This is a genomic window from Pseudoxanthomonas helianthi (assembly GCF_017939625.1).
Lineage (GTDB): Bacteria > Pseudomonadota > Gammaproteobacteria > Xanthomonadales > Xanthomonadaceae > Pseudoxanthomonas_A > Pseudoxanthomonas_A helianthi.
This window is the reverse complement of the sequence record NZ_JAGKTC010000001.1, coordinates 1,484,719-1,505,256: the sequence shown is the minus strand read 5'-3', so window position 1 is coordinate 1,505,256 and position 20,538 is coordinate 1,484,719. Positions and strand designations below refer to the sequence as shown.

Below are 20,538 nucleotides of genomic sequence, written 5' to 3'. Positions count from 1 at the left end.
GGCCTGGGCCCGCCCGCGCCCTACGCAGGTTCGTCGGGGATCAGCGAGCTCTCCAGCCGGGCGATGCAGTCCTTCAGCCACAGCTTGCGCTTCTTCATGCGCTTCACCGCCAGCTCGTCGGCCTGGATGTCGGCGACCAGGCGGTCGATTTCCACGTCCAGCTGGCGGTGCTCGAGCTTCAACTCGGCCACGCGCATCGCGATCTCGGAGGGGCTCATCGGTTCCACGCAGCGAGCATAACCGAGCCGAAGGGCCGGCGGAGGCGGCCGTGGGAGCGACCTTGGTCGCGAATGCTTCTATGGGAATCCCGGTGGTCGTCGAAAAGCATTCGCGGCCAAGGCCGCTCCCACGGGCTCTGGGTACAATGCGCGGCCCATGAACGCCGCCACGCTGCCGCAGATCCTGCCCGACCCGACGCCGCGCGATCCGCGCCGCGCCGGGCGCGAGCACGCCAAGCTGGCCAAGCGCCTGCGCCGCCAGGTCGGCCAGGCCATCGCCGACTACGGCATGATCGAGGCCGGCGACAAGGTGATGGTCTGCCTGTCCGGCGGCAAGGACAGCTACACCCTGCTCGACGTGCTGCTGCAGTTGCAGAAGAAGGCGCCGGTCGAATTCCAGCTGGTCGCGGTCAACCTGGACCAGAAGCAGCCGGGCTTTCCCGAGCACGTGCTGCCCGAATACCTGAAGTCGATCGGCGTGGATTTCCACATCATCGAGCAGGACACCTACTCGGTGGTGACGCGCGTGGTGCCGGAAGGCAAGACCATGTGCTCGCTGTGTTCGCGCCTGCGCCGCGGCGCGCTGTATTCGTATGCCGAGGCGCACGGCTTCACCAAGATCGCGCTGGGCCACCATCGCGACGACATGGCGGCGACGTTCTTCATGAACCTGTTCCACCATGCCAAGCTCAGCGGCATGCCGCCCAAGCTGCTCAGCGACGACGGCAAGCACGTGGTGATCCGTCCGCTGGCCTACGTGCGCGAAAGCGACATCGTCGAGTACGCCGAGGCCAGGGCCTTCCCGATCATTCCCTGCAACCTGTGCGGCAGCCAGGAGAACCTGCAGCGCAAGCAGGTCGGGCTGATGCTGAAGCAGTGGGAAAAGGACCATCCCGGCCGGGTCGAGCAGATCGCGCGGGCGCTGGCCGACGTGCGGCCTTCGCAACTGGCCGACCCGAAGCTGTTCGATTTCCTCTCGCTCGGCCATCGCGATGGCGCCGCGCAGGCCGATGCGCATGCGTGGCTTTCGGGCGAGGCGCCTGGCACGTCGGACGACAGCGACGCCTGATGCCGCGACATTCTTTCCGTCGTCATCCCGGCGAAAGCCGGGACCCAGCTTTTGCCGTTGCTTTCGCTCGTGGATGGCAATGACGAAAGCAAAGGCTGGGTCCCGGCTTTCGCCGGGATGATGAAAAAATCCCCTCCCCCATTCCGAACTAAGAATTCCGGCTACTGAATGTTCTTCCGCAACCTCACGCTGTTCCGCTTCCCTACCTCCCTCGACTTCTCCCAACTCGACGAGCTGCTGCCCGAAGCCGCGCTGAAACCGGTCGGTCCGCTCGACCTGGCCTCGCGCGGTTTCGTCTCGCCCTTCGGCCGGGACGAACCGGCGCTGTCGCACCGCGTCGGCGACGCGATCTGGCTGACCCTTGGCGGCGAGGACAAGATCCTGCCGGCGGCGGTGGTCAACGACCTGCTGGCGAAGAAGCTGGCCGAGATCGAGGAGAAGGAAGGCCGCAAGCCCGGCGGGCGCACGCGCAAGCGGATCAAGGAAGACCTGCTGCACGAGCTGTTGCCGCGCGCCTTCGTCAAGCCGTCGCGCACCGATGCGCTGCTCGACCTGGAGCACGGCGTCCTCGCCGTCGATACCTCCTCGCGCAAGAATGCAGAAGCGGTCGCTTCCGAAATCCGCCACGCGCTGGGCAGTTTCCCGGCGCTGCCGCTGAATGCCGAAGTCGCGCCGCGCAACGTACTGACCGGCTGGATCGCCGGCGAGCCGCTGCCCGACGGGCTGGCCCTGGGCGAGGAATGCGAACTGAAGGACGCGATGGACGGCGGCGCCGTGGTCAAGTGCCAAAACCAGGAGCTGCAGAGCGACGAAATCGCCAAGCACCTGGAAGCCGGCAAGCAGGTCACCCGGCTGGCGCTGACCCTCGACGACCACGTTTCTTTCGTGCTCGGCGAAGACCTGGTGGTACGCAAGCTGAAGTTCCTCGAAGGCGCGGTGGACCAGCTGGAGAATACTGAACGCGACGACTTGCGCGCCGAGCTCGACGCGCGCTTCGCGCTGATGAGCGGCGAAGTGAAGCGCCTGTTCGCGGTGCTGGAACAGGCGTTGAAGCTGAGCAAGGCCGAAAGCTGACCGCCGCTTGTGCGAGCGGCTATGGCCGCGATGAAGACCGCATGAAATCAAAAGCATCGCGGCTATAGCCGCTCCCACGTCGCGCCAGTACCATTTCTCCATGCCCCGCCTGTTGCATCGCCTGCTTGGCCCGCGCCCGCGCACCGTCGAACGCGACGTGGTGAGCCTCGCCCTGGACGACGGTTCCGCCCTCGACGTGCAGCGCGTGCGCGATCCGCGCGCACGGCGGATCAAGCTGAGCGTGGACGAGCGCGGCGCGCGCCTGACCCTGCCGCCACGCGCCAGCCTGGTCGCCGGCGAACGCTTCCTGCACGAACACCGCGACTGGCTGCTCGCGCAACTGGCGCGCTTCCACCACGCCGACGCCATTCCGCAATTGCTCCGCGACGAAACCGCCGCGCTGCCGCTGCGCGGCGAAAGCGTGCCGCTGCACTGGCACGCCGGCCGCTACACCCGCCTGCAGCGCGAAGCCGACCCCGGATCGGGTCCGGGGCAGGCTCTGCACTTCCAGGTCGCCGCGCGCGCAGGCGACGTCGCACTGCACCGCGCGGTGCGCGAGTTCTACGAAGCCGAGGCGCGCGCCGACGTCGGCCGCTGGCTGCCGCGCTACCTGCCCGGCCTGCCGCGCGCGCCAGCGCGGATCCGGCTGAAGGCGATGTCGTCGCTGTGGGGCTCGTTGAGCCCGGACGGTTCGGTCGCGCTGGACCTGTCGCTGGTGCTGGGCCGGCCGTCGGCGTTCGAGTACGTGCTGGTGCACGAGTTGTGCCACCTGATCCATCCCGACCACTCGCGCGCTTTCTGGCGGGAGGTGGAAGCGCGCTTCCCGGCGTGGCGGGACGAACGCGAGTATTTCCATGCGGAAGGCCGGCGTCTGAAAGCCAGTTTGCGTGCCCTGGCGGGCTGAGGGGACTGGCTCTGCCTGGCGCGCTGCAGCGCGTTGATCCGCGCCAGCGCTCGAAGTTTCACGCAATACGATCGACGCCGAAGGCCAGCCCGCGCGCTTTGGCCGGCGGAATCACCGTTCAGCGTTGTCGAGGCAAAGGACCGACGGGTAGACGGTCCCGGAGCACCGGGCATGCGCCTGTCATCCAAGGCTTGCTTCATCCTGTCGTGCCTGCTGGCCACGTCGGCGGCAGGCTGTCGCGGCGACGCGCCGCCGCAGGCGGAACGTCCCTCGCAACCCGAGACCAGCCTGCAGTTGCCGGCCGATTTCCCCGCCGACATCCCCCTGCCCGCAACGTACCGGGTCAACAGCGTGTCCGATCTCGGCACGCTGCTGGTGGCGACGCTGGCCACGCCGGAACCGGTGCCGGAGCTGTTCGCCGAAGCCGGGCAGCGCATGCCCGCGCAGGGCTGGCAGTCTTCGGCCGAGATCCGCCATGCCACCGGCAATGCGATGCGGGTGTACCGCAAGGGCAGGCGCGAGGTATCGCTGTCGTTCGCGCCGCACCGCGGAGGCAACGACAGCATGGTCACCGTGCAGCTGCGCGATCCGCAACGCAGCCTGTAGGAGCGCACTTCAGTGCGCGACCGAATGTGCGCGGCTTGCGGAATTTTCCACGCAGCTTCGTTTTGCCGGTCGCGCACTGAAGTGCGCTCCTACAATCCGCTGGCAGGGTGAATCGTCGTCAGTCGGCGGCCATCCATGAGGAAACCGCCGATCGCCGCCGCGACCGCGGCGGGATCTTCCATGTGCAGGTGATGGGTGCCGGAGATGACGGACAACGCCCCGTCCGGCAGGCGCGCCGCCCGACGGCTGCGCAAGGGTTCGGGGAAATAGCTCTGCGGCGGATCGGCGTAGACCACGTGCGTCGGACAGGCGATGTGGTCGACCACCTCGTCGATCTGCGCTTCGCTCAAGCGCATCAGCGTCGGCAGGGTCAGGCGCGGGTCGGTGCTCCAGACGAAGCCGCCTTCGGCTTCGCGCACCCCGCGCTCGACCAGCAGGCGCGCGGCCGCTTCGCTCAACTGGTTGGCCTGCATGCGTGCGCGCACCGGCGCCTCGAGGTTGGCGAACACGCGCAGGTTCTTGCCCGGCAAGGCGCGCGCGGCGGCGATGGCTTCGCGCATCCGTGCGGCGGTGCGCTCGACGGTTTCCGACAACGCGCCCAACGCCTCGATCGCCACCAGCCGCGTGACGCGTTCGGGTGCGGCGACCGCGGCCAGGCTGGCGATGCCGGCGCCCATCGAATGACCGAGCAGGGCGAAGCGCTCCCAACCCAGCGCATCCGCCGCGTCCAGCACCGCGTTGATTGCCACCGCCGAGGTGTATTCGGCGCCCGGACCGAGATGCGCGCTGCGGCCGTGCCCGGGCAGGTCGAGGGCGAAGAAATCCAGGCTGTCCGGCAGGTGCGCGGCCAGCGGCACGAAGCTGGCGGCGTTGTCGAGCCAGCCATGCAGGGCGATGACCTGCATTCCGCCTTCAACGCCGCCACGCAGGCCCGTCAGCCGGCCGAGCGCCGCGTCGATGGCGAATTCGCGCAGCCTCATGCGCGCGCCTGCGCCAGCGCGGCCAGCGCATCGGCGTGCGCGTCCGCCGCGTTGAGGCAGGGGATGTAACGCAGTTCGCCGCCTTGCGCAGCGAAATCCTCGGCATAGCGCAGCGCGACTTCCTCCAAGGTTTCCAGGCAATCGACGGCGAAGCCCGGGCAGGCCACGTCGACCTTGCGCACGCCGCGTGCGGCCAGGTTCGCCAGCACGTCGGGCGTGGCCGGCTCCAGCCAGCGCGCGCGGCCGAAGCGCGACTGGTAGGCCAGCGTCCACTGGTCCTCGCCCAACCCCAGCGCTTCGGCGATGCGCCGCGCACTGGTTTCGCAGCGCCGCGGATACGGATCGCCGCGGTCGGCCAGGCGTTGCGGCAGGCCGTGGAACGAGAACAGCAGGTGTTCGCCTGCGCCGTTGGCGGCGCGCCAATCGCGGATCGACGCGGCGATCGCGCCGACCCAACCGGCGTCGTCGGAATAGTCCTCGATGAAGGCGATGGGCAGGTCGCGCGCTTCGCGTTCGACCACGTCGGCGACGGAGGCCGTGGTGGTGGTCGAATACTGCGGATACAGCGGCAATACGACGACGCGGCGCATGCCGGCCCCACGCAGATCGCGCAGGATGTCCGCCAGCGCCGGCTCGCCGTAGCGCATCGCATGCATGACACGCCAGTCCGGCAGCCTCACCTGCATGGCTTGGGCCAGCCGCTGCGTGTACACCGCCAGCGGCGAGCCTTCCGGCAGCCAGACCTGCGCGTACTTCTCCGCCGATTGCGCCCCGCGCCGCGGCAGGATCACGCCGCGCAGCAATGGCTTCCACAGCCAGCGCGGCAACGCGACCACGCGCGGGTCGCCGAGGAATTCGCCCAGGTAACGCCGTACCGCTTCCGGCGTGGGTGCCTCGGGCGTGCCTAGATTGACCACCAGCAAGGCGGTATCGGGTGCGTGGGGCATGCGTCATTGTCGCAGACGCCGCATCGGTCCTGGCCTGCGTTAGGAGCGTCCTTCAGGGGGCGACCGTGTCCCGCGGCGCTGCTTCGGTCGCGCCCTGAAGGGGTGCTCCTACAGAGGGCACCATGGCTTTGACTCAGCCGCCATTCACCCATTCACACTCATTTATCAGACACTTGCATAGCCTTTTTGCAGAAACACATCCGGAGCCTGTCATGAAGCGCCTGCCTCGCACCCTCCTGCTGTCGGCCGCGCTCGGCGCCGCCTTTGCGGCCCAGGCCGGAGAACAGGAAGACGCCCGCGCCCGCAACGCCGTGCGCGTGCTGCAGGAAATCCAGAAGATTCCCGAGAACGGCATCCCCGACAAGCTGCTCGACGAAGGCCGCGCCATCGTGGTCATTCCGGACACGATCAAGGCCGGGCTGGTCATCGGCGGACGCCGCGGCCATGGCCTGATGTCGGTGAAGAACCCCGACGGCACCTGGTCGCAGCCGGTGTTCGTCAAGTTGACCGGCGGCAGCATCGGCTTCCAGGCCGGCGTGCAGTCGTCCGACGTGGTGCTGGTGTTCCGCAACGACCGCAGCCTGGACTCGATCGTCAACGGCAAGTTCACCCTCGGCGCCGATGCCGGCGTGGCCGCCGGTCCGGTCGGCCGCAATGCCGCCGCCGCCACCGATGGCCAACTGAAGGCGGAAATCTGGTCGTGGTCGCGCGCCCGCGGCCTGTTCGCCGGCGTCGCCCTCGACGGTGCGGCGCTGCAGATCGACGACGCGGCCGATACCGCCGCCTATGGCGCCAACGCCACGCCGCGGGCGATCTTCGAGAATCGCGCCGGCGCGCCCTCGGCCGACGTCGTCGCCTTCCGCGACCAGCTGGAGGAATCCACCGCAGCGGCTCGCACCGCGCGCGGTGCGCCGGCCAATGCGCCGCGCCCGGTAGTCACCGCCGGCGCACCGGTCGCCAGTCCGGCTCCTGCGCAGGCGGCGCCGAACACCTCGACCGAAGCCCAGACGCAGGGTTTCCAGCCGGTCGAAGACAGCGCCGTCACCACCGCGCCGCTGACCACGCCCTGATCGGCAGCAGCCTTCGTGGGAGCGGCTATAGCCGCGATAAGTCATTCATTGGGGACCAATCGCGGCCATAGCCGTTCCCACCGGACGATCTCCACGCCGCTATTCAGCGAGCACCGCTGACCTCGCAGGCGCCACTGCGTTATCCTGCATGTCTTCCCTCACTTCATGGCAGGCAACGACATGGGCGGTTTGAGCATCTGGCATTGGATCATCGTGCTGGTGGTCGTGCTGCTGATTTTCGGCACCAAGCGCCTGCGCGGCGCCGGGAAGGACCTCGGTGAGGCGGTCAGGGGCTTCAAGGAAGGCATGAAGGGCGACGACAAGCCGGCCCAGCTCGACGACAAGTCGCGCGACAACGCCTCCAGCCAATCCCGCGAAAAGGAACACGACCGCGACGCGCACTGAGCGCGGCGGCAACGGTCCGCCATGTTCGACATCGGCTTCACCGAACTGCTGGTCATCGCCGTGGTGGCACTGGTCGTGCTGGGTCCCGAGCGCCTGCCCAAGGCGGCGCGCTTCGCCGGCCTGTGGGTGCGCCGCGCGCGCGCGCAATGGCATTCGGTGAAGGATGAACTCGAGCGCGAACTGGCCGCGGACGAACTGAAGCGCAACCTCGACGCCGCCCGGCAGACGATGCACGAAACCGAGCAGTCGATCCGCGCCGGCGGCGATGCGGTAAAGCACGAATTCGAGCAGGTGCGCGCCGAAATCGACGAGGACCTGTCGAACAGGAAGGAACCGCCCCCGTCCGACGAAGCGCCGGAGCCGCCGGTCGACGAGCCCGCCGCCGAAACGCAGGCCGGGCCGGATGAGCCGGAGACGCCTGCGGAAGACCATCCGCAATCCGACCTGTTCGGCAATCCGGAACAGCGCCGATGAACCGCGCCACGCCCGATCCCGAGGCCGAAGCGACGCTGATCGAACACCTGATCGAACTGCGCGCGCGGCTGGTCCGCGGCCTGCTTGGCGTGGGCGTCGCGCTGCTGGCCCTGCTGCCGTTCGCCAAGACGCTGTATTCGCACCTGGCCCTGCCGATGCTGCGGCAGCTGCCTGCGACCCAGGCCACACAACTGATCGCCAGCGACCCGACCTCGGGCTTCTTCGCCCCAGTCAAGCTCGCCTTCTTCGGCGCGCTGTTCCTGGCCGCGCCGTGGCTGCTGTACCAGGCTTGGGCCTTCGTCGCCCCGGGCCTGTACCAGCGTGAAAAGAAGCTGGCGCTGCCGCTGCTGGTCTCCGCGGTGACGCTGTTCTACGCCGGCTGCGCCTTCGCCTACTTCCTGGTGCTGCCGGCGGTCTTCCATGCGCTGACCGCGTTCACCCCGGACATCGTCACCATCGCGCCGGACCCCGGCAAATACCTCGATTTCGTGCTGGTGATCTTCCTCGCCTTCGGCGCCAGCTTCGAGCTGCCGGTGGCACTGGTGATCCTGACCCTGCTCGGCTGGGTCACGCCGAAGCAGCTGGCCGAATCGCGTGGCTACGCCATCGTCGGCGTGTTCATCCTCGCCGCGGTGATCACCCCGCCCGACGTGGTCTCGCAGCTGATGCTGGCCCTGCCGATGTGCCTGCTGTACGAGGCCGGCATCCTGGCGTCGAAGTGGATGGCGCCGAAGCGGGAAGCGGAAGCTTGAACGCAGCGTAGGAGCGCCCGTCGGTGCGCTCCTGCGCCTTGATCCGGTGGGACGGCGAGACTCCAGCAGCGACGTAGGTGGGCCCTGGCCCACCCTCCTCAGACTTCGATCCGATCCGGCGGCAACGTCGGCGCTGCCACGGCCTGCTCGGGCGCGCCGAACATCTGTTTCCACGCGAAATAGGTCACGCCGGCGAACAGCGGCATCAGCACCGCCATCATCAGCAGGTTGGCGACGAATACCGCCGTCGCCGTGCCGATCAGCAACTGCAGCACCATCGCCACGATCTGCACGCCGACGGTCAGCGCCAGCAAGGTGACGAACAGCAACAGCAGGAACACCACGAGTGCGGGCAGGTTGTGCAGGCACGCGCGCAGGCTGGTGCGCATGGCCGCCAGTCCATGGCTGCCGGAGAACACCACCTGCGGCACCGCGACGAAGATCAGGAACACCACCACCGGCACCGCGGCCAACGCCAGCAGCAGGCACAACAGCACGCGGCCTACCGGCAAGCTCTGCACCAACGCGGGATCGGGCTGCTGGCCCGCGGCCTGGGCGGCCTGGATCTTCGCGGCGACATCGAACATCTGCTGCATGCCGTCGGTGCCGACCAGGGCGAGGAACAGCAGGGCCAGACCGACGCCCACGGCCAACTGCGGCAGCAACGTGGCCAGCAACGCCGGCGCATGTTCGCCGCGCACCTCATGGAACAGCACGCCCGGCTGCACCGGCCGGCCGCCTTCGACTTCGCGCACCGCCCACAGCAGGCCGGCGAACAGGAACGGACCCAGCAGCGACAGTCCGAGCTGCAATGCCAGGCCGAGGGTCGGATGCAGTGCGCCGCCGGCCAGCGCGAGCAGGGTCAGCGCCCCCCAGGTCACGCCCAGCCGGCCCAATCCCCACGGCGCCCGCCGCAGCAGGGCGAATGCGTCCAGCAGCCATTGCGCGCCGGCACTGGCCGGCAGCTTGTTGATCGGGGTCATCGGAATGTCGGGGGAGGTCGGGGGCTCAGCGCGCGTGCAGGCCACGCGCGTGGCGCACGAAGCGCCGCAATAGTTTGCGCGCCTGCGGCGCCGCCGTCACCTCGCGGGAAATCGAGCGCGGGCAGCGGCCCTCGCTGCGCAGGTGGTCGGCGCGGGCATGCACGTACCCGCGCATGTGGTGGGTGGCGAACTCCGGGTGGAATTGCACGCCCCAGGCCCGGTCCCGCCAGCGGAAGGCGTGGCAGGCGTCCTGTTCGGATTTCGCCAGCACGGTGGCATCCCGCGGCGGCTTGGCCACGGTCTGCACGTGGGTGGCGTGGGCGAGGAAACGGCTGGGCAAGGCGGCGAACAGCGGATCGTCGCCGGCCTGCGGATGCAGGTCGATGTGCACGGTGCCGGACTCGCGCCCGGCCGGGTTGTAATCGACTTCGCCGCCCAGCGCGTGGGCCAGCAGCTGGTGGCCGTAGCAGATGCCGAGCAGCGACATGCCCTCGTGGGCGGCGTCGCGCAGCCACTCGGCGCTGCGTTCGCTCCAGTCGTGGCGATCGGTGACCATCGCCGCCGAACCGGTGACGATGACCCCGGCGAAACCCTCGCGCCGCGGCAGCGGATCGCCGGCTTCGACGTTCACCACCACCGCCTCGTCGGGCTCCAGTCCCGCCGCGACCCGGATCCAGTGGGGGAAGCCACCGTAGCGCTTCATCGCGGCCACCGGCTGACCGGTTTCGACGATCAGGAAAGGCTTGTCGAAGCGGCGGGTCTTGGCGGCGCGATTCACGGGAAAAACATGGGTCGGCAGGGGTTCGCCCGTATACTAGCCCGCTTTTCCGCAGTGCACGATCACGCGATGGCCGGCCCGACCTTCCAGGAACTCATACAGAAGCTCAACGCCTACTGGGCCGCGCAGGGTTGCGTGCTGATCCAGCCGCTGGACCTGGAGGTCGGCGCGGGTACTTTCCACCCGGCGACCTTCCTGCGCGCGCTGGGCCCGGAGCCGTGGAATGCCGCATATGTGCAGCCTTGCCGCCGTCCCACCGACGGCCGCTACGGCGAGAACCCGAACCGCCTGCAGCGTTACTACCAGTACCAGGTGGTGATGAAGCCGAACCCGGACAATATCCAGCAGCTATATCTGGATTCCCTTTCGGCATTAGGCGTCGACCCGCGCGTGCACGATCTGCGCTTCGTCGAGGACAACTGGGAATCGCCGACCCTCGGCGCCTGGGGCCTGGGCTGGGAAGTCTGGTTGAACGGCATGGAAGTCACCCAGTTCACCTACTTCCAGCAGGCCGGCGGCCTGGAGTGCAAGCCGGTGCTCGGCGAGATCACCTACGGCCTCGAGCGCCTGTGCATGTACCTGCAGAACGTCGACAACGTGTTCGACCTGGTGTGGACGCACGGTCCCGACGGCACGCCGGTGACCTACCGCGACGTGTACCACCAGAACGAAGTCGAGCAGAGCGCGTACAACTTCGAGCACGCCGACGTGGCCGAGCTGTTCCACCGCTTCGACGCTTGCGAGGCCGAAGCGAACAAGCTGATCGAAGCCGGCCTGCCGTTGCCGGCCTACGAGCAGGTGATGAAGGCCAGCCATTCGTTCAACCTGCTCGACGCGCGCCGCGCGATCAGCGTGACCGAACGCCAGCGCTACATCCTGCGCGTGCGCACGCTGGCGCAGAGTGTGGCCAAGGCCTACTTCGCCCAGCGCGAGAAGCTCGGCTTCCCGGGACTGAAGGATGAAGCCGCGCGCGCGAAGCCGGGCCTGTCGCCGTTGAACGCGCAGGACGCCGCATGATCCTGGTCGGCATGTTCGATTCGCCGTACGTGCGCCGCGTGGCGATCAGCGCCGCGCAGCTCGGCTTCGATTTCGAACACCGCAACTGGTCGGTGGGCAAGGACGCGGCGCTGATCCGCCAGTTCCATCCGCAGGGCCGCGTGCCGGTGCTGGTGCTGGACGACGGCGAAGCGCTGACCGAGTCGGCAATCATCCTCGACCACCTCGACCAGATGGCCGGCCCGCAGCGGGCACTGCTGCCCGCGTCCGGCAAGGAACGACGCGATGCGCAAAAGCTGGTCGCGCTGGCCGTCGGCGCGCTCGACAAGGGTATCCAGCTGGTCTACGAACGCATCTTCCGCCCCGCAGAAAAGCACCACGCGCCGTGGCTGCAGCGCTGCCGCAGCCAAGCCGAAGCCTCGCTGGCCGAACTCGACGCCGCCTGCGCCGCGCGCGAAGGTCGCGACTGGCTGGTCGGCGACGCGATCACCCAGGCCGACATCACCCTCGCCTGCGTGGTCACCTACCTGCGCGACGCCGTGCCCTTCGACCTGGCACCGTTCCCGGCGCTGCAGGCGCGCGTCTCCCGCTACGAAGCGCTGCCGTTGTTCGCGCGCTTCTACCTGCCTTTCGATGCCCCGAATCCGAGTTGAAGCCCCTCTTCCTCGGGAGAGGGGTTGGGGTGAGGGTACGGCGCAGACGCGATGCACGAATGCCGATACATCCTGCAACGTTCACCCGCCCTGTTCCGCCGAACCCCGCCGCCTGAAGCGGCTTCGATTTCCGGCGCTTCGCGCCACCTTTTCCCGGAGGGAGAAGGGAACTGCAAGCAAGGTTTGATGACATGAGCCAACAACTTCCCCTGCTGATCGAACTGGGTACCGAGGAACTGCCGGTCAAGGCGCTGCCGGGACTGGCGCAGGCGCTGTTCGATGGCGTGATCGCGGCGCTGGAAAAGCGCGGCATCGCCTGCGAACACGACGGCGCCAAGCCGCTGTACACGCCACGCCGCTTGGCCGTGTTGTTGCCGCGCGTCGCCGCCGAGCAACCGGAGCAAGCTTCGGAAGTGCTGGGTCCCTACCTCAACATCGCGCTGGACGCGAACGGCGAACCGACGCCCGCGTTGAAGGGCTTCGCGGCCAAGGCCGGCGTCGAGTGGACCCAGCTGGAGAAGCTGGCCGACAACAAGGGCGAGCGCTTCGTCCATCGTTCGGTCAAGGCCGGCGCGAGGACCACCGAGTTGCTGCCGGAAATCCTGCGCGAGGCCATCGCGGCGATGCCGATCCCCAAGCCGATGCGCTGGGGTGCGCGCGAGCACGCCTTCGCCCGCCCGGTGCACTGGCTGGTGCTGCTGTTCGGCAACAACGTGGTCGACACCGAAATCCTCGGCGCCAAGGCCGACCGCATGAGCCGCGGCCATCGCTTCGAAAGCAACAAGCCGGTGTGGATCAACCAGCCGGGCGATTACCTGGACGCGCTGCGCGCCGCGCGCGTGCTGGCGGACCCGGACGAGCGCCGCACGCGCATCGTGCGCGAGGTCGAGGCCGCGGCGAAGCAGGCGGGCGGCGACGCGCGGATCAGCGACGACAACCTCGAGCAGGTGGTGTGCCTGACCGAGTGGCCGACCGCGGTGCCGTGCAGCTTCGAGCCGGACTTCCTCGCCGTGCCGCAAGAAGCGCTGATCGAGACGATGGAGATCAACCAGAAGTTCTTCCCGGTGCTGCGCGACGGCAAGTTGACGGAGCACTTCATCGGTGTCGCCAACATCGAGTCGAAGGACGTAGCCGAGGTACGCAAGGGCTACGAGCGGGTGATCCGCCCGCGCTTCGCCGACGCCAAGTTCTTCTTCGACGAGGATTTGAAGCAAGGCCTCGCCTCGATGGGCGAAGGCCTGAAGACGGTGACTTACCAGGCCAAGCTGGGCAGCGTCGCCGACAAGGTGCAACGCGTGGCGGCATTGGCCGAGACCATCGCCAGGGAAGTCGGCGTCGATCCGGCGCAGGCGCATCGCGCGGCGGAACTGGCCAAGAACGACCTGCAGTCGCGGATGGTCAACGAATTCCCGGAACTGCAGGGCATCGCGGGTCGCCACTACGCCATCGCCGCTGGCGAATCGAAGGAAATTGCGCTGGCGATCGACGAGGCTTACCAGCCGAGGTTCGCGGGTGATGACATCGCGCTCTCGCCGCTGGGCAAGGTGCTCGCCATTGCCGAACGCCTCGACACGCTCGCGGGCGGCTTTGCGGCGGGCCTGAAGCCGACAGGCAACAAGGACCCGTTCGCGCTGCGGCGCAATGCGCTCGGCCTTGCGCGGACCATCATCGAAAGCGGGTTTGATCTCAAGCTATTGCATTCGACAAGACACAACTTACTTGATCCAAAAGATATTCCAGTAGGACAGCGGAGCGTTGTCGCCGTAATCCGGCAAGATGGCTTGCTAGATGTGGCTTATCAGGGCGCATTCGACGCAATCGGCCGGGTCGAGCTTGAGAAGAAGCTAACGACGGGAAAGAAGGCAGCCGAAGAAGGTGTGAAGGTTGACCGCTTTCAGAGCGTTAACCAGACCTATGGCCCTGCGGTCCCCGGGGAAATATACGACTTCATCCTCGACCGCCTGCGCGGCTACTACGCCGACAAGGGCGTCCCGGCGACGCATTTCAACGCCGTCGCCGAACTGAAGCCCGCCTCGCTGTACGACTTCGACACCCGCCTCGACGCCATCGGCCAGTTCGCCGCATTGCCCGAAGCCGAAGCGCTCGCCGCCGCCAACAAGCGCATCGGCAACATCCTGAAGAAGGCCGACATCGCCATCCCCGACGCCATCGACCACGACCTGCTCACCGACCCGATCGAAGCCGCGCTCGGCGAAGCCGTGGCCGCCGCGCTCGGCGATACCGACGAGGCCCTGCACCACCACGACTACGTCAAGGTGCTGAACCGCCTCGCCCAGCTGCGCCCGCAGGTGGACGCGTTCTTCGACGGCGTGATGGTCAACGTCGACGACCCGGCCGTGCGCGGCAACCGCCTGGCGCTGCTCAAGCGACTGGCCGATCGCTTCCGCGCGGTGGCAGCGATCGAGCATTTGTCGAACTGACGCTTTTCCTTCTCCCTCCGGGATCGAAGCCGCATCAAGCGGCTGAGGGTGCCCGAAGAGCCCGCCCCGTACTTGATACGGGGGCGGATGAGGGCGGAGCACGCGCTTGCGACGCAGGCTCCATGAGCCGTAACCCTCCCGCCCTCATCCGGCGCTACGCGCCACCTTCTCCCGGGTGGGAGAAGGAAACACAAACATCATCCGGCGTTAACCCGATTCAGCCCGCGCCCGGTATCCTCTGCCGATGCGACCCGTCCTCCGTCTGGCTCCGGCCGCCCTGCTGATCTTCGCCTGCCCGACGTGGGCCGCGGCGATCATCGACAAGGTCCAGGTCAAGGGGCTGGATCCGAAGGACGCAACCCAGGCGCTGATGATCGAGAACATCGAACTGGCGCTGTCGCTGAGCGACTCGCTGGGCAAGCGCGTAGGCGAATCGCGGCTGGAATACCTGCTGACCGAAGCCGTGCCCGAGGCCAGCGAAGCGCTGGAGCCGTTCGGCTACTACGCCGCGGAAATCACCGTCGATGCGCCGCGCCCGAACCGGGTGCAGGAAGAAGCCTCGCCCGATGCCCCCGCGACGGAGCCGGCCGACGCCGCGCAACCGCGCCAGCAACGCCCGGCCGACCACCTGACCGTGACCCTCCACGTGAAGCTGGGCGAACCGGTGCGCGTGCGCAACTCGCACATCGCCATCGAGGGCGAAGGCGGCAGCGACAAATACCTGAAGGAAGACCTGCAGGAATTCCGTCCGCAGCCCGGCGAGGTGTTCGACCACACCACCTACGAGGCCAGCAAGACCAAGATCGTGCGCCGGCTGGCCGAACGCGGCTATTTCGATGCCGACTTCACCAACCGCAAGGTCGAGGTGACCCGCGCCGACCGTGCCGCCGACATCGACCTGAGCTGGATCAGCGGCATCCGCTACGACATGGGGCCGACGCGCTTCCACCAGGACTACTTCAAGCCCGGCCTGCTGGAACGACTGGTGTATTGGGAGGAAGGCAGCTACTTCCACCAGGGCAAACTGGACCGCCTGCGCCAGTCGCTGGTCGGGCTGGACTACTTCGGCAGCATCGACATCCAGCCGAACATCGACGAAGCGGTCGACGGCCGCGTGCCGACCGACGTCAACCTGGAACTGGCCAAGCGCGACGTCTATACCTTCGGCGTCAGCTACGGCACCGAAAGCGGCCCCGGTATCCGCGCCGGGCTGGACCGCCGCTACGTCAATCGGCGCGGGCACAAGGCCAGCATTGCGCTGGACTACGCGCAGAAGCGCAAGAGCCTGACCACGCTGTACCGCATTCCGGCGTTCAAGTGGCTGGACGGCTGGTACGGCATCGCCTTCCAGGCCTATGACGAACAGACCGACTACATCGACACCCGGCGCATCGAGCTGATCGGCAGCCGCAGCGGCCAGTTGAACGACCAGTGGACGGCGATCGCGTCGATCCACGCACTGCGCGAACGCTGGCGCTACGACCAGACCCTGCCCGACTTCAACTATTCCACCTTGCTGTATCCGGAAGTCAGCGGCCAGTACTCCGGCGTCGACGATCGCGCGTTCCCGCGCCGCGGCTTCAGCGGCAACGTGTCGCTGCGCGCCGGCGCGGGCGGTGCCGGTTCCGACACCAGCTTCGCCCAGCTGCACCTCATCGCGCGCTGGTACCACGGCATCGGCGACAACCAGCGCCTGCTGGTGCGTGGCGAAGCCGGCACGACCTGGACCAGCGACCTGGTGTCCCTGCCGCCGAGCCTGCGTTTCTTCGCCGGCGGCGACCGCAGCATCCGCGGCTATGCCTATCGCGAAGTCGGACCGCGCCTGAGCAACCGTTTCGCGCTCGGCGCCAAGCACGTGCTGACCGGCAGCGTCGAATACGAGTACTACCTGCCCGACAGCCCGTGGGGCGGCGCAGTGTTCGTCGACAGCGGCAGCGCGTTCGACGACACGCCCGACTTCAAGACCGGCGTGGGCATCGGCCTGCGCTGGCGTTCGCCGGTGGGACCGGTACGCGTGGACATCGCGCGCGGCTTGAACGATCCGGATTCGTCCGTGCAGCTTTATCTGAACATCGGGGCCGACCTGTGAACCTCCCCGCCGACCGCGATCGCTTCGGCCGCAGGTTGTGGCGGCGCCGGCTGCCGGACAACCTGACGCCGGAAGAGCGCGAAGCGCGCATCGCCGAGTTGCGCGAGAAGCGGCGCAAGCGCATGCGCGTGCTGGCGATCCGCAGCGCGATCGGCACCGGCGTGCTGTTGGTGTTGACCGGCGTGCTGCTGTACTGGCTGCTGCAGACCATCGCCGGCCGCGACGTGTTGCTGGCGCAGATCGTCGCGCGGTTGCCGGCCGGGTCCAGCTTCACCTGGCAACGCATCGAGGGGCCGCTGGCTGGGCCGCTGACCCTGCACGGCGTCGAGTTCCGCTACGAGAAAATCCACTTCACCGCACAAAGGGTCTATCTGGATCCCGACCTACGTCCGCTGCTGGGCAAGCGCCTGCGCCTGGACGCACTGGAAGTGAGCAACGCCACGCTCGACGTGCCCAAGAGCGACGAGCCGTTCGAGCTGCCGAAATGGCCGGACGTGCTGCCGAAGATCGAAATGCCGCTGGCGATCCAGGCCGATGCGCTGAAGATCGACGGCCTGAAGGTCAGCCAGGAAGGCAAGCCTCTTGTCGATGTGCGCCATGCGCAGGGCGGTATCGATGTCGGCGATGGCTACTTCCTCGCCGACAAGCTCGGCGTCGACAGCGACCGCGGCCGCTTCGGCATCGACGGCAGCTACCGGCCCAACCGCCAGTACCGCACGTCGCTGGTCGCCACCGGCGTGTTCCCCGCTGCCAGTGGACGTACCCCGGCGCGGCTGGGCCTGGTCGCGCGCGGCAATCGCGCGAAGATGGATCTCGCCGTCGCCGGCCATGCGCCGGCACCGGTGACGATCACCGCGACCGTGCGCGGCGAAAAGAATCCGGAATGGCACTTCCGCGGCCGCACCGAATCGCTCGACCTGGCCCTGCTCGGCGTCGTCAAGGAACCGATGCCCCTGGCCTTCGATCTGCGCGCGGACGGCGTCAATGGCGCGGCGACGCTGCAGGGCCGCATCGAACAGGACAAGTTCGTCGCGGTGATCGAGCCTTCGCGGATGCGCATCAGCGACGACAAGGTACTGACCGTCGAGCCGTTGGCGCTGCGCGTGCTGGACGGTTACGCCAGCCTGCGCGGCACCGCCGACTTCGGCGACGCGGAGAACCCGAAGTTCAAGTTCGCGATCAACGCGCGCCGGCTGGGCTGGGGCGACGATCCGAAGACGCGGATCGTCGGCAGCGGCGATTTCGGCGTCGCCGGTCAGTTGAAGGACTGGGCCGCGGTCGGCGCGGCCACGCTGCTGCGCGACCGACAACGGGCGAAGCTCGAGTTCGACGGTCGCGGCGACGACCGCCAGGTCGTGTTGAAGAAACTGCTGGCGACGATGCCCACCGGCAAGCTCGACGCCACCGGCACCGTCGGCTGGGCGCCGCAACTGCGCTGGGACGTGGGCGCGAAGCTGGCCGGTTTCGATCCGGGCTATTTCATCGCCGGCTGGAACGGCAACGTCTCCGGCAACTTCAGCAGCAAGGGCGCGATGCGCGATCCCGCTGCCGGCCAGGGCGAAGGCTTCGATGCCACGCTCGACGTGCCGAAGCTCGCCGGCACGCTGCGCGGCCGCGCGCTGGACGGACGCGGCAAGTTCGCCCTGCACGGCAACGATGGCGAAGGCGAAGTGGCGCTGCGCCTGGGCGGCAGCCGCGTCGACGCGAAGGGCAAGGTCGGCGCCGCGCTCGACATCGACGCGAAGTTGCAACCGTTGCAGTTGAGCGACCTGCTGCCCGAGGCGACCGGCCATCTGGCCGGCACGCTGAAGCTGACCGGCAAGCGCGATGCGCCGAACATCGACGCCAATTTGTCCGGCGGCGACCTGAAGTGGGCCGATTACGCCGCGCAAAGCATTGAGCTGCACGGCAGGCTGCCGTGGCAAGGTTCCGGCGGCCAGCTCGCCGTGCAGGCCAGCGGCGTGCAGGCCGGCCTGCTGCTGGATTCGTTGCGCCTCGACGCACGCGGCGCGGTGGAGAACCTGCACCTGGACGGCGATGCGCGCAATGCGATGGGCGCGATCGCGCTGTCCGGCACCGCGCTGCGCCGCAACGGCAACTGGCAGGGCGCGCTGGAAGCGTTGCGCATCGCCCCGGTCAAGGGCGAGCCGTGGATCCTGCAGCAGCCGGCACGCTACGCGCAGAACGGCAATGCGTGGACGCTGTCGCAAAGCTGCCTTGCAGGCGGCGGTGGCGCGCTGTGCGTGCGGGCCGACTGGCCGCGCAATGGGGCCAGCGCGCACGCGGGTTCGTTGCCGCTGACCCTGATCCAACCCTGGCTGCCGCCGAGCAAGGGACGTCCGCTGCAACTTCGCGGCGCGATGAAGCTGGACGCCAACTTCAAACCAGTCGGCAAGGCATGGCGCGGCGAAGTGCACGTGGCTTCGCTCGACGGCGGCATCAAGCTGGGCGCTAACACGCGCGGCGAGCTGATCCGCTACGACAACTTCACCCTGGACGTGGAAGCGACGCCGCAGGCGATCAGCGGCCGGCTCGGCACCGGCTTCAAGGGCGACGGCTACGTCGACGCGCGCATGGCGACCGGTTGGGACGACTACGCGCCGCTGAAGGGCGACATCTACTTCCACAACTCGCGGCTGTTCTGGATGGAACTGTTCTCGCCCGACCTGGTGCGCCCGGACGGCGTGCTCGCCGGGCACATCGGCCTGGCCGGCACCCGCGGCAAGCCGGCATTGAGCGGCGAGGCGAAGCTGACCGAGTTCACCGGCGAGCTGCCGGCGCTGGGCATCACCTTGGTCGAAGGCGAGGCGACGCTGGCGGCGCTGGCCGACGGCAGCGCGACGATCCGCGGCGCGCTGAAGTCGCAATCCTCGACCGGCGGCAGCGCGACCGGCGGCGTGCTCAACATCGACGGTTCGCTGAGCTGGCTGGAAAGCAACACCACGCCGTTGCAGTTCAACGTGCGCGGCAACGACTTCCTGATTTCGGACACGGCCGACCTGCGCGCGGTGGCTTCGCCGAACCTGCAGGTCGGCTTCGTCGACAAGGCCATCCAGGTGCGCGGCGAAGTCTCCGTGCCGACCGCCGACATCGACATCGACAAACTCGACGCCGGCGTGTCGGCGTCCGAAGACGTCGTGGTGCTGGATCCGGCCGATCCCGAACGCGCGCCCAGTTCGCGCCTCGACCTGGACCTGGCGATCACCCTCGGCAACGCGGTGAAGCTGAAAGGTTATGGCCTGGAGGGCACGCTGACCGGTACCTTGCGCGCGCGTTCGCGCCCGGGCCGCGAGATGGTCGCCACCGGCCGCCTCGATGTCGACGGCCGCTACCGCGCCTACGGGCAGAAGCTCGACATCACCCGCGGCGAACTGGTCTGGAGCAATTCGCCGATCTCCGATCCGAACATCCGCATCCGCGCCGAGCGCGAAGTGGTCAGCGCCGACGTCACCGCCGGCATCGACGTGATGGGTCGCGCCAGCCAGCCGGAAGCGAAGGTGTGGAGCATTCCGGCCAGTTCCGAACAGAACGCGCTGGCCTACCTGGTGCTGGGCCGTCCGTTGAGCACCGCCAGCGGCACCGAAGCGCAACAGATCAACGCCGCATCGTCGGCGCTGACCGCGGGCGCTGGCCTGCTGGCTTCGCAGCTGGGCGCGAAGATCGGCCTGGACGACGCGGGCGTACTCGAATCGCGCACGCTCGGCGGCGCGGTGTTCGGCGTCGGCAAGTACCTGTCGCCGAAGCTGTACGTCAGCTACGGCGTATCGATGGTCGGCAGCGGTTCCGCGCTGACCCTGAAATACCTGATGCGCAAGGGCTTCGACGTCGAAATCGAATCCAGCACCATCGAAACGCGCGGTTCGGTGAACTGGCGCAAGGAAAAGTGACGGCTCCGATTTGTGGAGCCGAGTTCACTCGGCTGCTTCTTCTTTGCGGGTGGCGGGCTTGTCCCGGCACGCCCTTTGGCTTCCGGGCGACAAGCGAAAGGCAAGCCGGGCCAAGCCCGGCTTCTACAAGAGCAGAAGCATGAGCAGCCGAGCAAGCTCGGCTCTACAAAGCGGTGAGTGCGCGGCGAAAACGGCGCGGTTGCCCGCGCCGT

Annotated in this window: 18 protein-coding genes; 13 read left to right on the top strand and 5 right to left on the bottom strand. The window is 68.1% G+C overall.

Translation table 11 applies throughout. The features are described from left to right. Positions 1-20: 20 nt before the first annotated feature. Entirely contained in the window at positions 21-218 is a 198-nt protein-coding gene (locus tag J5837_RS06895; protein WP_244755682.1) for a YdcH family protein, read from the bottom strand. Between the two features lie 157 nt (positions 219-375). On the opposite strand from J5837_RS06895, the gene ttcA reads away from it, so the two are divergent. The 4 genes from ttcA (at position 376) to J5837_RS06875 (ending at position 3,871) form a co-directional block, all read left to right on the top strand. Next, a complete protein-coding gene (gene ttcA / locus J5837_RS06890) occupies positions 376-1,287 on the top strand; it encodes a tRNA 2-thiocytidine(32) synthetase TtcA (RefSeq protein WP_210535937.1) in 912 nt (303 codons plus the stop codon). A gap of 168 nt (positions 1,288-1,455) precedes the next feature. Beyond that, complete coding sequence (locus J5837_RS06885; protein WP_210535936.1) at positions 1,456-2,361, top strand: recombination-associated protein RdgC; 906 nt, start codon at positions 1,456-1,458, stop codon at positions 2,359-2,361. A gap of 100 nt (positions 2,362-2,461) precedes the next feature. Next, complete coding sequence (locus tag J5837_RS06880) at positions 2,462-3,265, top strand: M48 family metallopeptidase (RefSeq protein WP_210535935.1); 804 nt, start codon at positions 2,462-2,464, stop codon at positions 3,263-3,265. A 171-nt stretch (positions 3,266-3,436) separates the two neighbouring features. Beyond that, positions 3,437-3,871 carry a hypothetical protein gene (locus J5837_RS06875; RefSeq protein WP_210535934.1) on the top strand — a complete coding sequence of 145 codons (435 nt, stop codon included), beginning with the start codon at positions 3,437-3,439 and terminating at the stop codon, positions 3,869-3,871. An 89-nt stretch (positions 3,872-3,960) separates the two neighbouring features. On the opposite strand, the gene J5837_RS06870 is transcribed toward J5837_RS06875, so the two are convergent. Beyond that, positions 3,961-4,851 carry an alpha/beta fold hydrolase gene (locus tag J5837_RS06870; RefSeq protein WP_210535933.1) on the bottom strand — a complete coding sequence of 297 codons (891 nt, stop codon included), beginning with the start codon at positions 4,849-4,851 and terminating at the stop codon, positions 3,961-3,963. Continuing rightward, positions 4,848-5,798 (bottom strand): ferrochelatase, encoded by a 951-nt coding sequence (hemH, locus tag J5837_RS06865; protein ID WP_210535932.1) that lies wholly within the window; start codon positions 5,796-5,798, stop codon positions 4,848-4,850. Before hemH ends, J5837_RS06870 begins: the two co-directional genes overlap by 4 nt. A 212-nt stretch (positions 5,799-6,010) precedes the next feature. Between hemH and J5837_RS06860 the strand changes: the two genes are divergently transcribed. The 4 genes from J5837_RS06860 to tatC all read left to right on the top strand — a co-directional run bounded on the left by J5837_RS06860 (position 6,011) and on the right by tatC (position 8,499). After that, complete coding sequence (locus J5837_RS06860; protein WP_210535931.1) at positions 6,011-6,868, top strand: lipid-binding SYLF domain-containing protein; 858 nt, start codon at positions 6,011-6,013, stop codon at positions 6,866-6,868. Between the two features lie 180 nt (positions 6,869-7,048). Next, entirely contained in the window at positions 7,049-7,273 is a 225-nt protein-coding gene (tatA, locus tag J5837_RS06855) for a Sec-independent protein translocase subunit TatA (RefSeq protein WP_210536180.1), read from the top strand. A gap of 21 nt (positions 7,274-7,294) precedes the next feature. Next, a complete protein-coding gene (gene tatB / locus J5837_RS06850) occupies positions 7,295-7,747 on the top strand; it encodes a Sec-independent protein translocase protein TatB (protein ID WP_210535930.1) in 453 nt (150 codons plus the stop codon). Then, positions 7,744-8,499, top strand: coding sequence for a twin-arginine translocase subunit TatC (tatC, locus tag J5837_RS06845; RefSeq protein ID WP_210535929.1), 756 nt, complete (start codon positions 7,744-7,746; stop codon positions 8,497-8,499). The genes tatB and tatC overlap by 4 nt, the downstream gene beginning before the upstream one ends. 98 nt (positions 8,500-8,597) lie before the next feature. Here the strand turns inward: tatC and J5837_RS06840 are convergent, their stop codons facing one another. Both J5837_RS06840 and J5837_RS06835 read right to left on the bottom strand, forming a co-directional pair. Then, positions 8,598-9,482 (bottom strand): BPSS1780 family membrane protein, encoded by an 885-nt coding sequence (locus J5837_RS06840; protein WP_210535928.1) that lies wholly within the window; start codon positions 9,480-9,482, stop codon positions 8,598-8,600. A 25-nt stretch (positions 9,483-9,507) separates the two neighbouring features. Then, complete coding sequence (locus J5837_RS06835) at positions 9,508-10,260, bottom strand: glutamine amidotransferase (protein ID WP_342345512.1); 753 nt, start codon at positions 10,258-10,260, stop codon at positions 9,508-9,510. A 69-nt stretch (positions 10,261-10,329) separates the two neighbouring features. Between J5837_RS06835 and glyQ the strand changes: the two genes are divergently transcribed. From glyQ to J5837_RS06810, 5 genes are all read left to right on the top strand, one after another. Then, positions 10,330-11,277 carry a glycine--tRNA ligase subunit alpha gene (glyQ, locus tag J5837_RS06830; RefSeq protein WP_210535927.1) on the top strand — a complete coding sequence of 316 codons (948 nt, stop codon included), beginning with the start codon at positions 10,330-10,332 and terminating at the stop codon, positions 11,275-11,277. Beyond that, positions 11,274-11,909, top strand: coding sequence for a glutathione S-transferase family protein (locus J5837_RS06825; protein WP_210535926.1), 636 nt, complete (start codon positions 11,274-11,276; stop codon positions 11,907-11,909). Before glyQ ends, J5837_RS06825 begins: the two co-directional genes overlap by 4 nt. A gap of 191 nt (positions 11,910-12,100) precedes the next feature. Further along, a complete protein-coding gene (gene glyS / locus J5837_RS06820; protein WP_210535925.1) occupies positions 12,101-14,350 on the top strand; it encodes a glycine--tRNA ligase subunit beta in 2,250 nt (749 codons plus the stop codon). Between the two features lie 244 nt (positions 14,351-14,594). Beyond that, the gene (locus tag J5837_RS06815) at positions 14,595-16,439 is read left to right on the top strand and encodes an autotransporter assembly complex protein TamA (protein ID WP_210535924.1); all 1,845 of its coding nucleotides are present in this window, start codon (positions 14,595-14,597) and stop codon (positions 16,437-16,439) included. Positions 16,440-16,561: 122 nt separating this feature from the next. Then, entirely contained in the window at positions 16,562-20,326 is a 3,765-nt protein-coding gene (locus tag J5837_RS06810; protein ID WP_210536178.1) for a translocation/assembly module TamB domain-containing protein, read from the top strand. Positions 20,327-20,538: the final 212 nt, after the last annotated feature.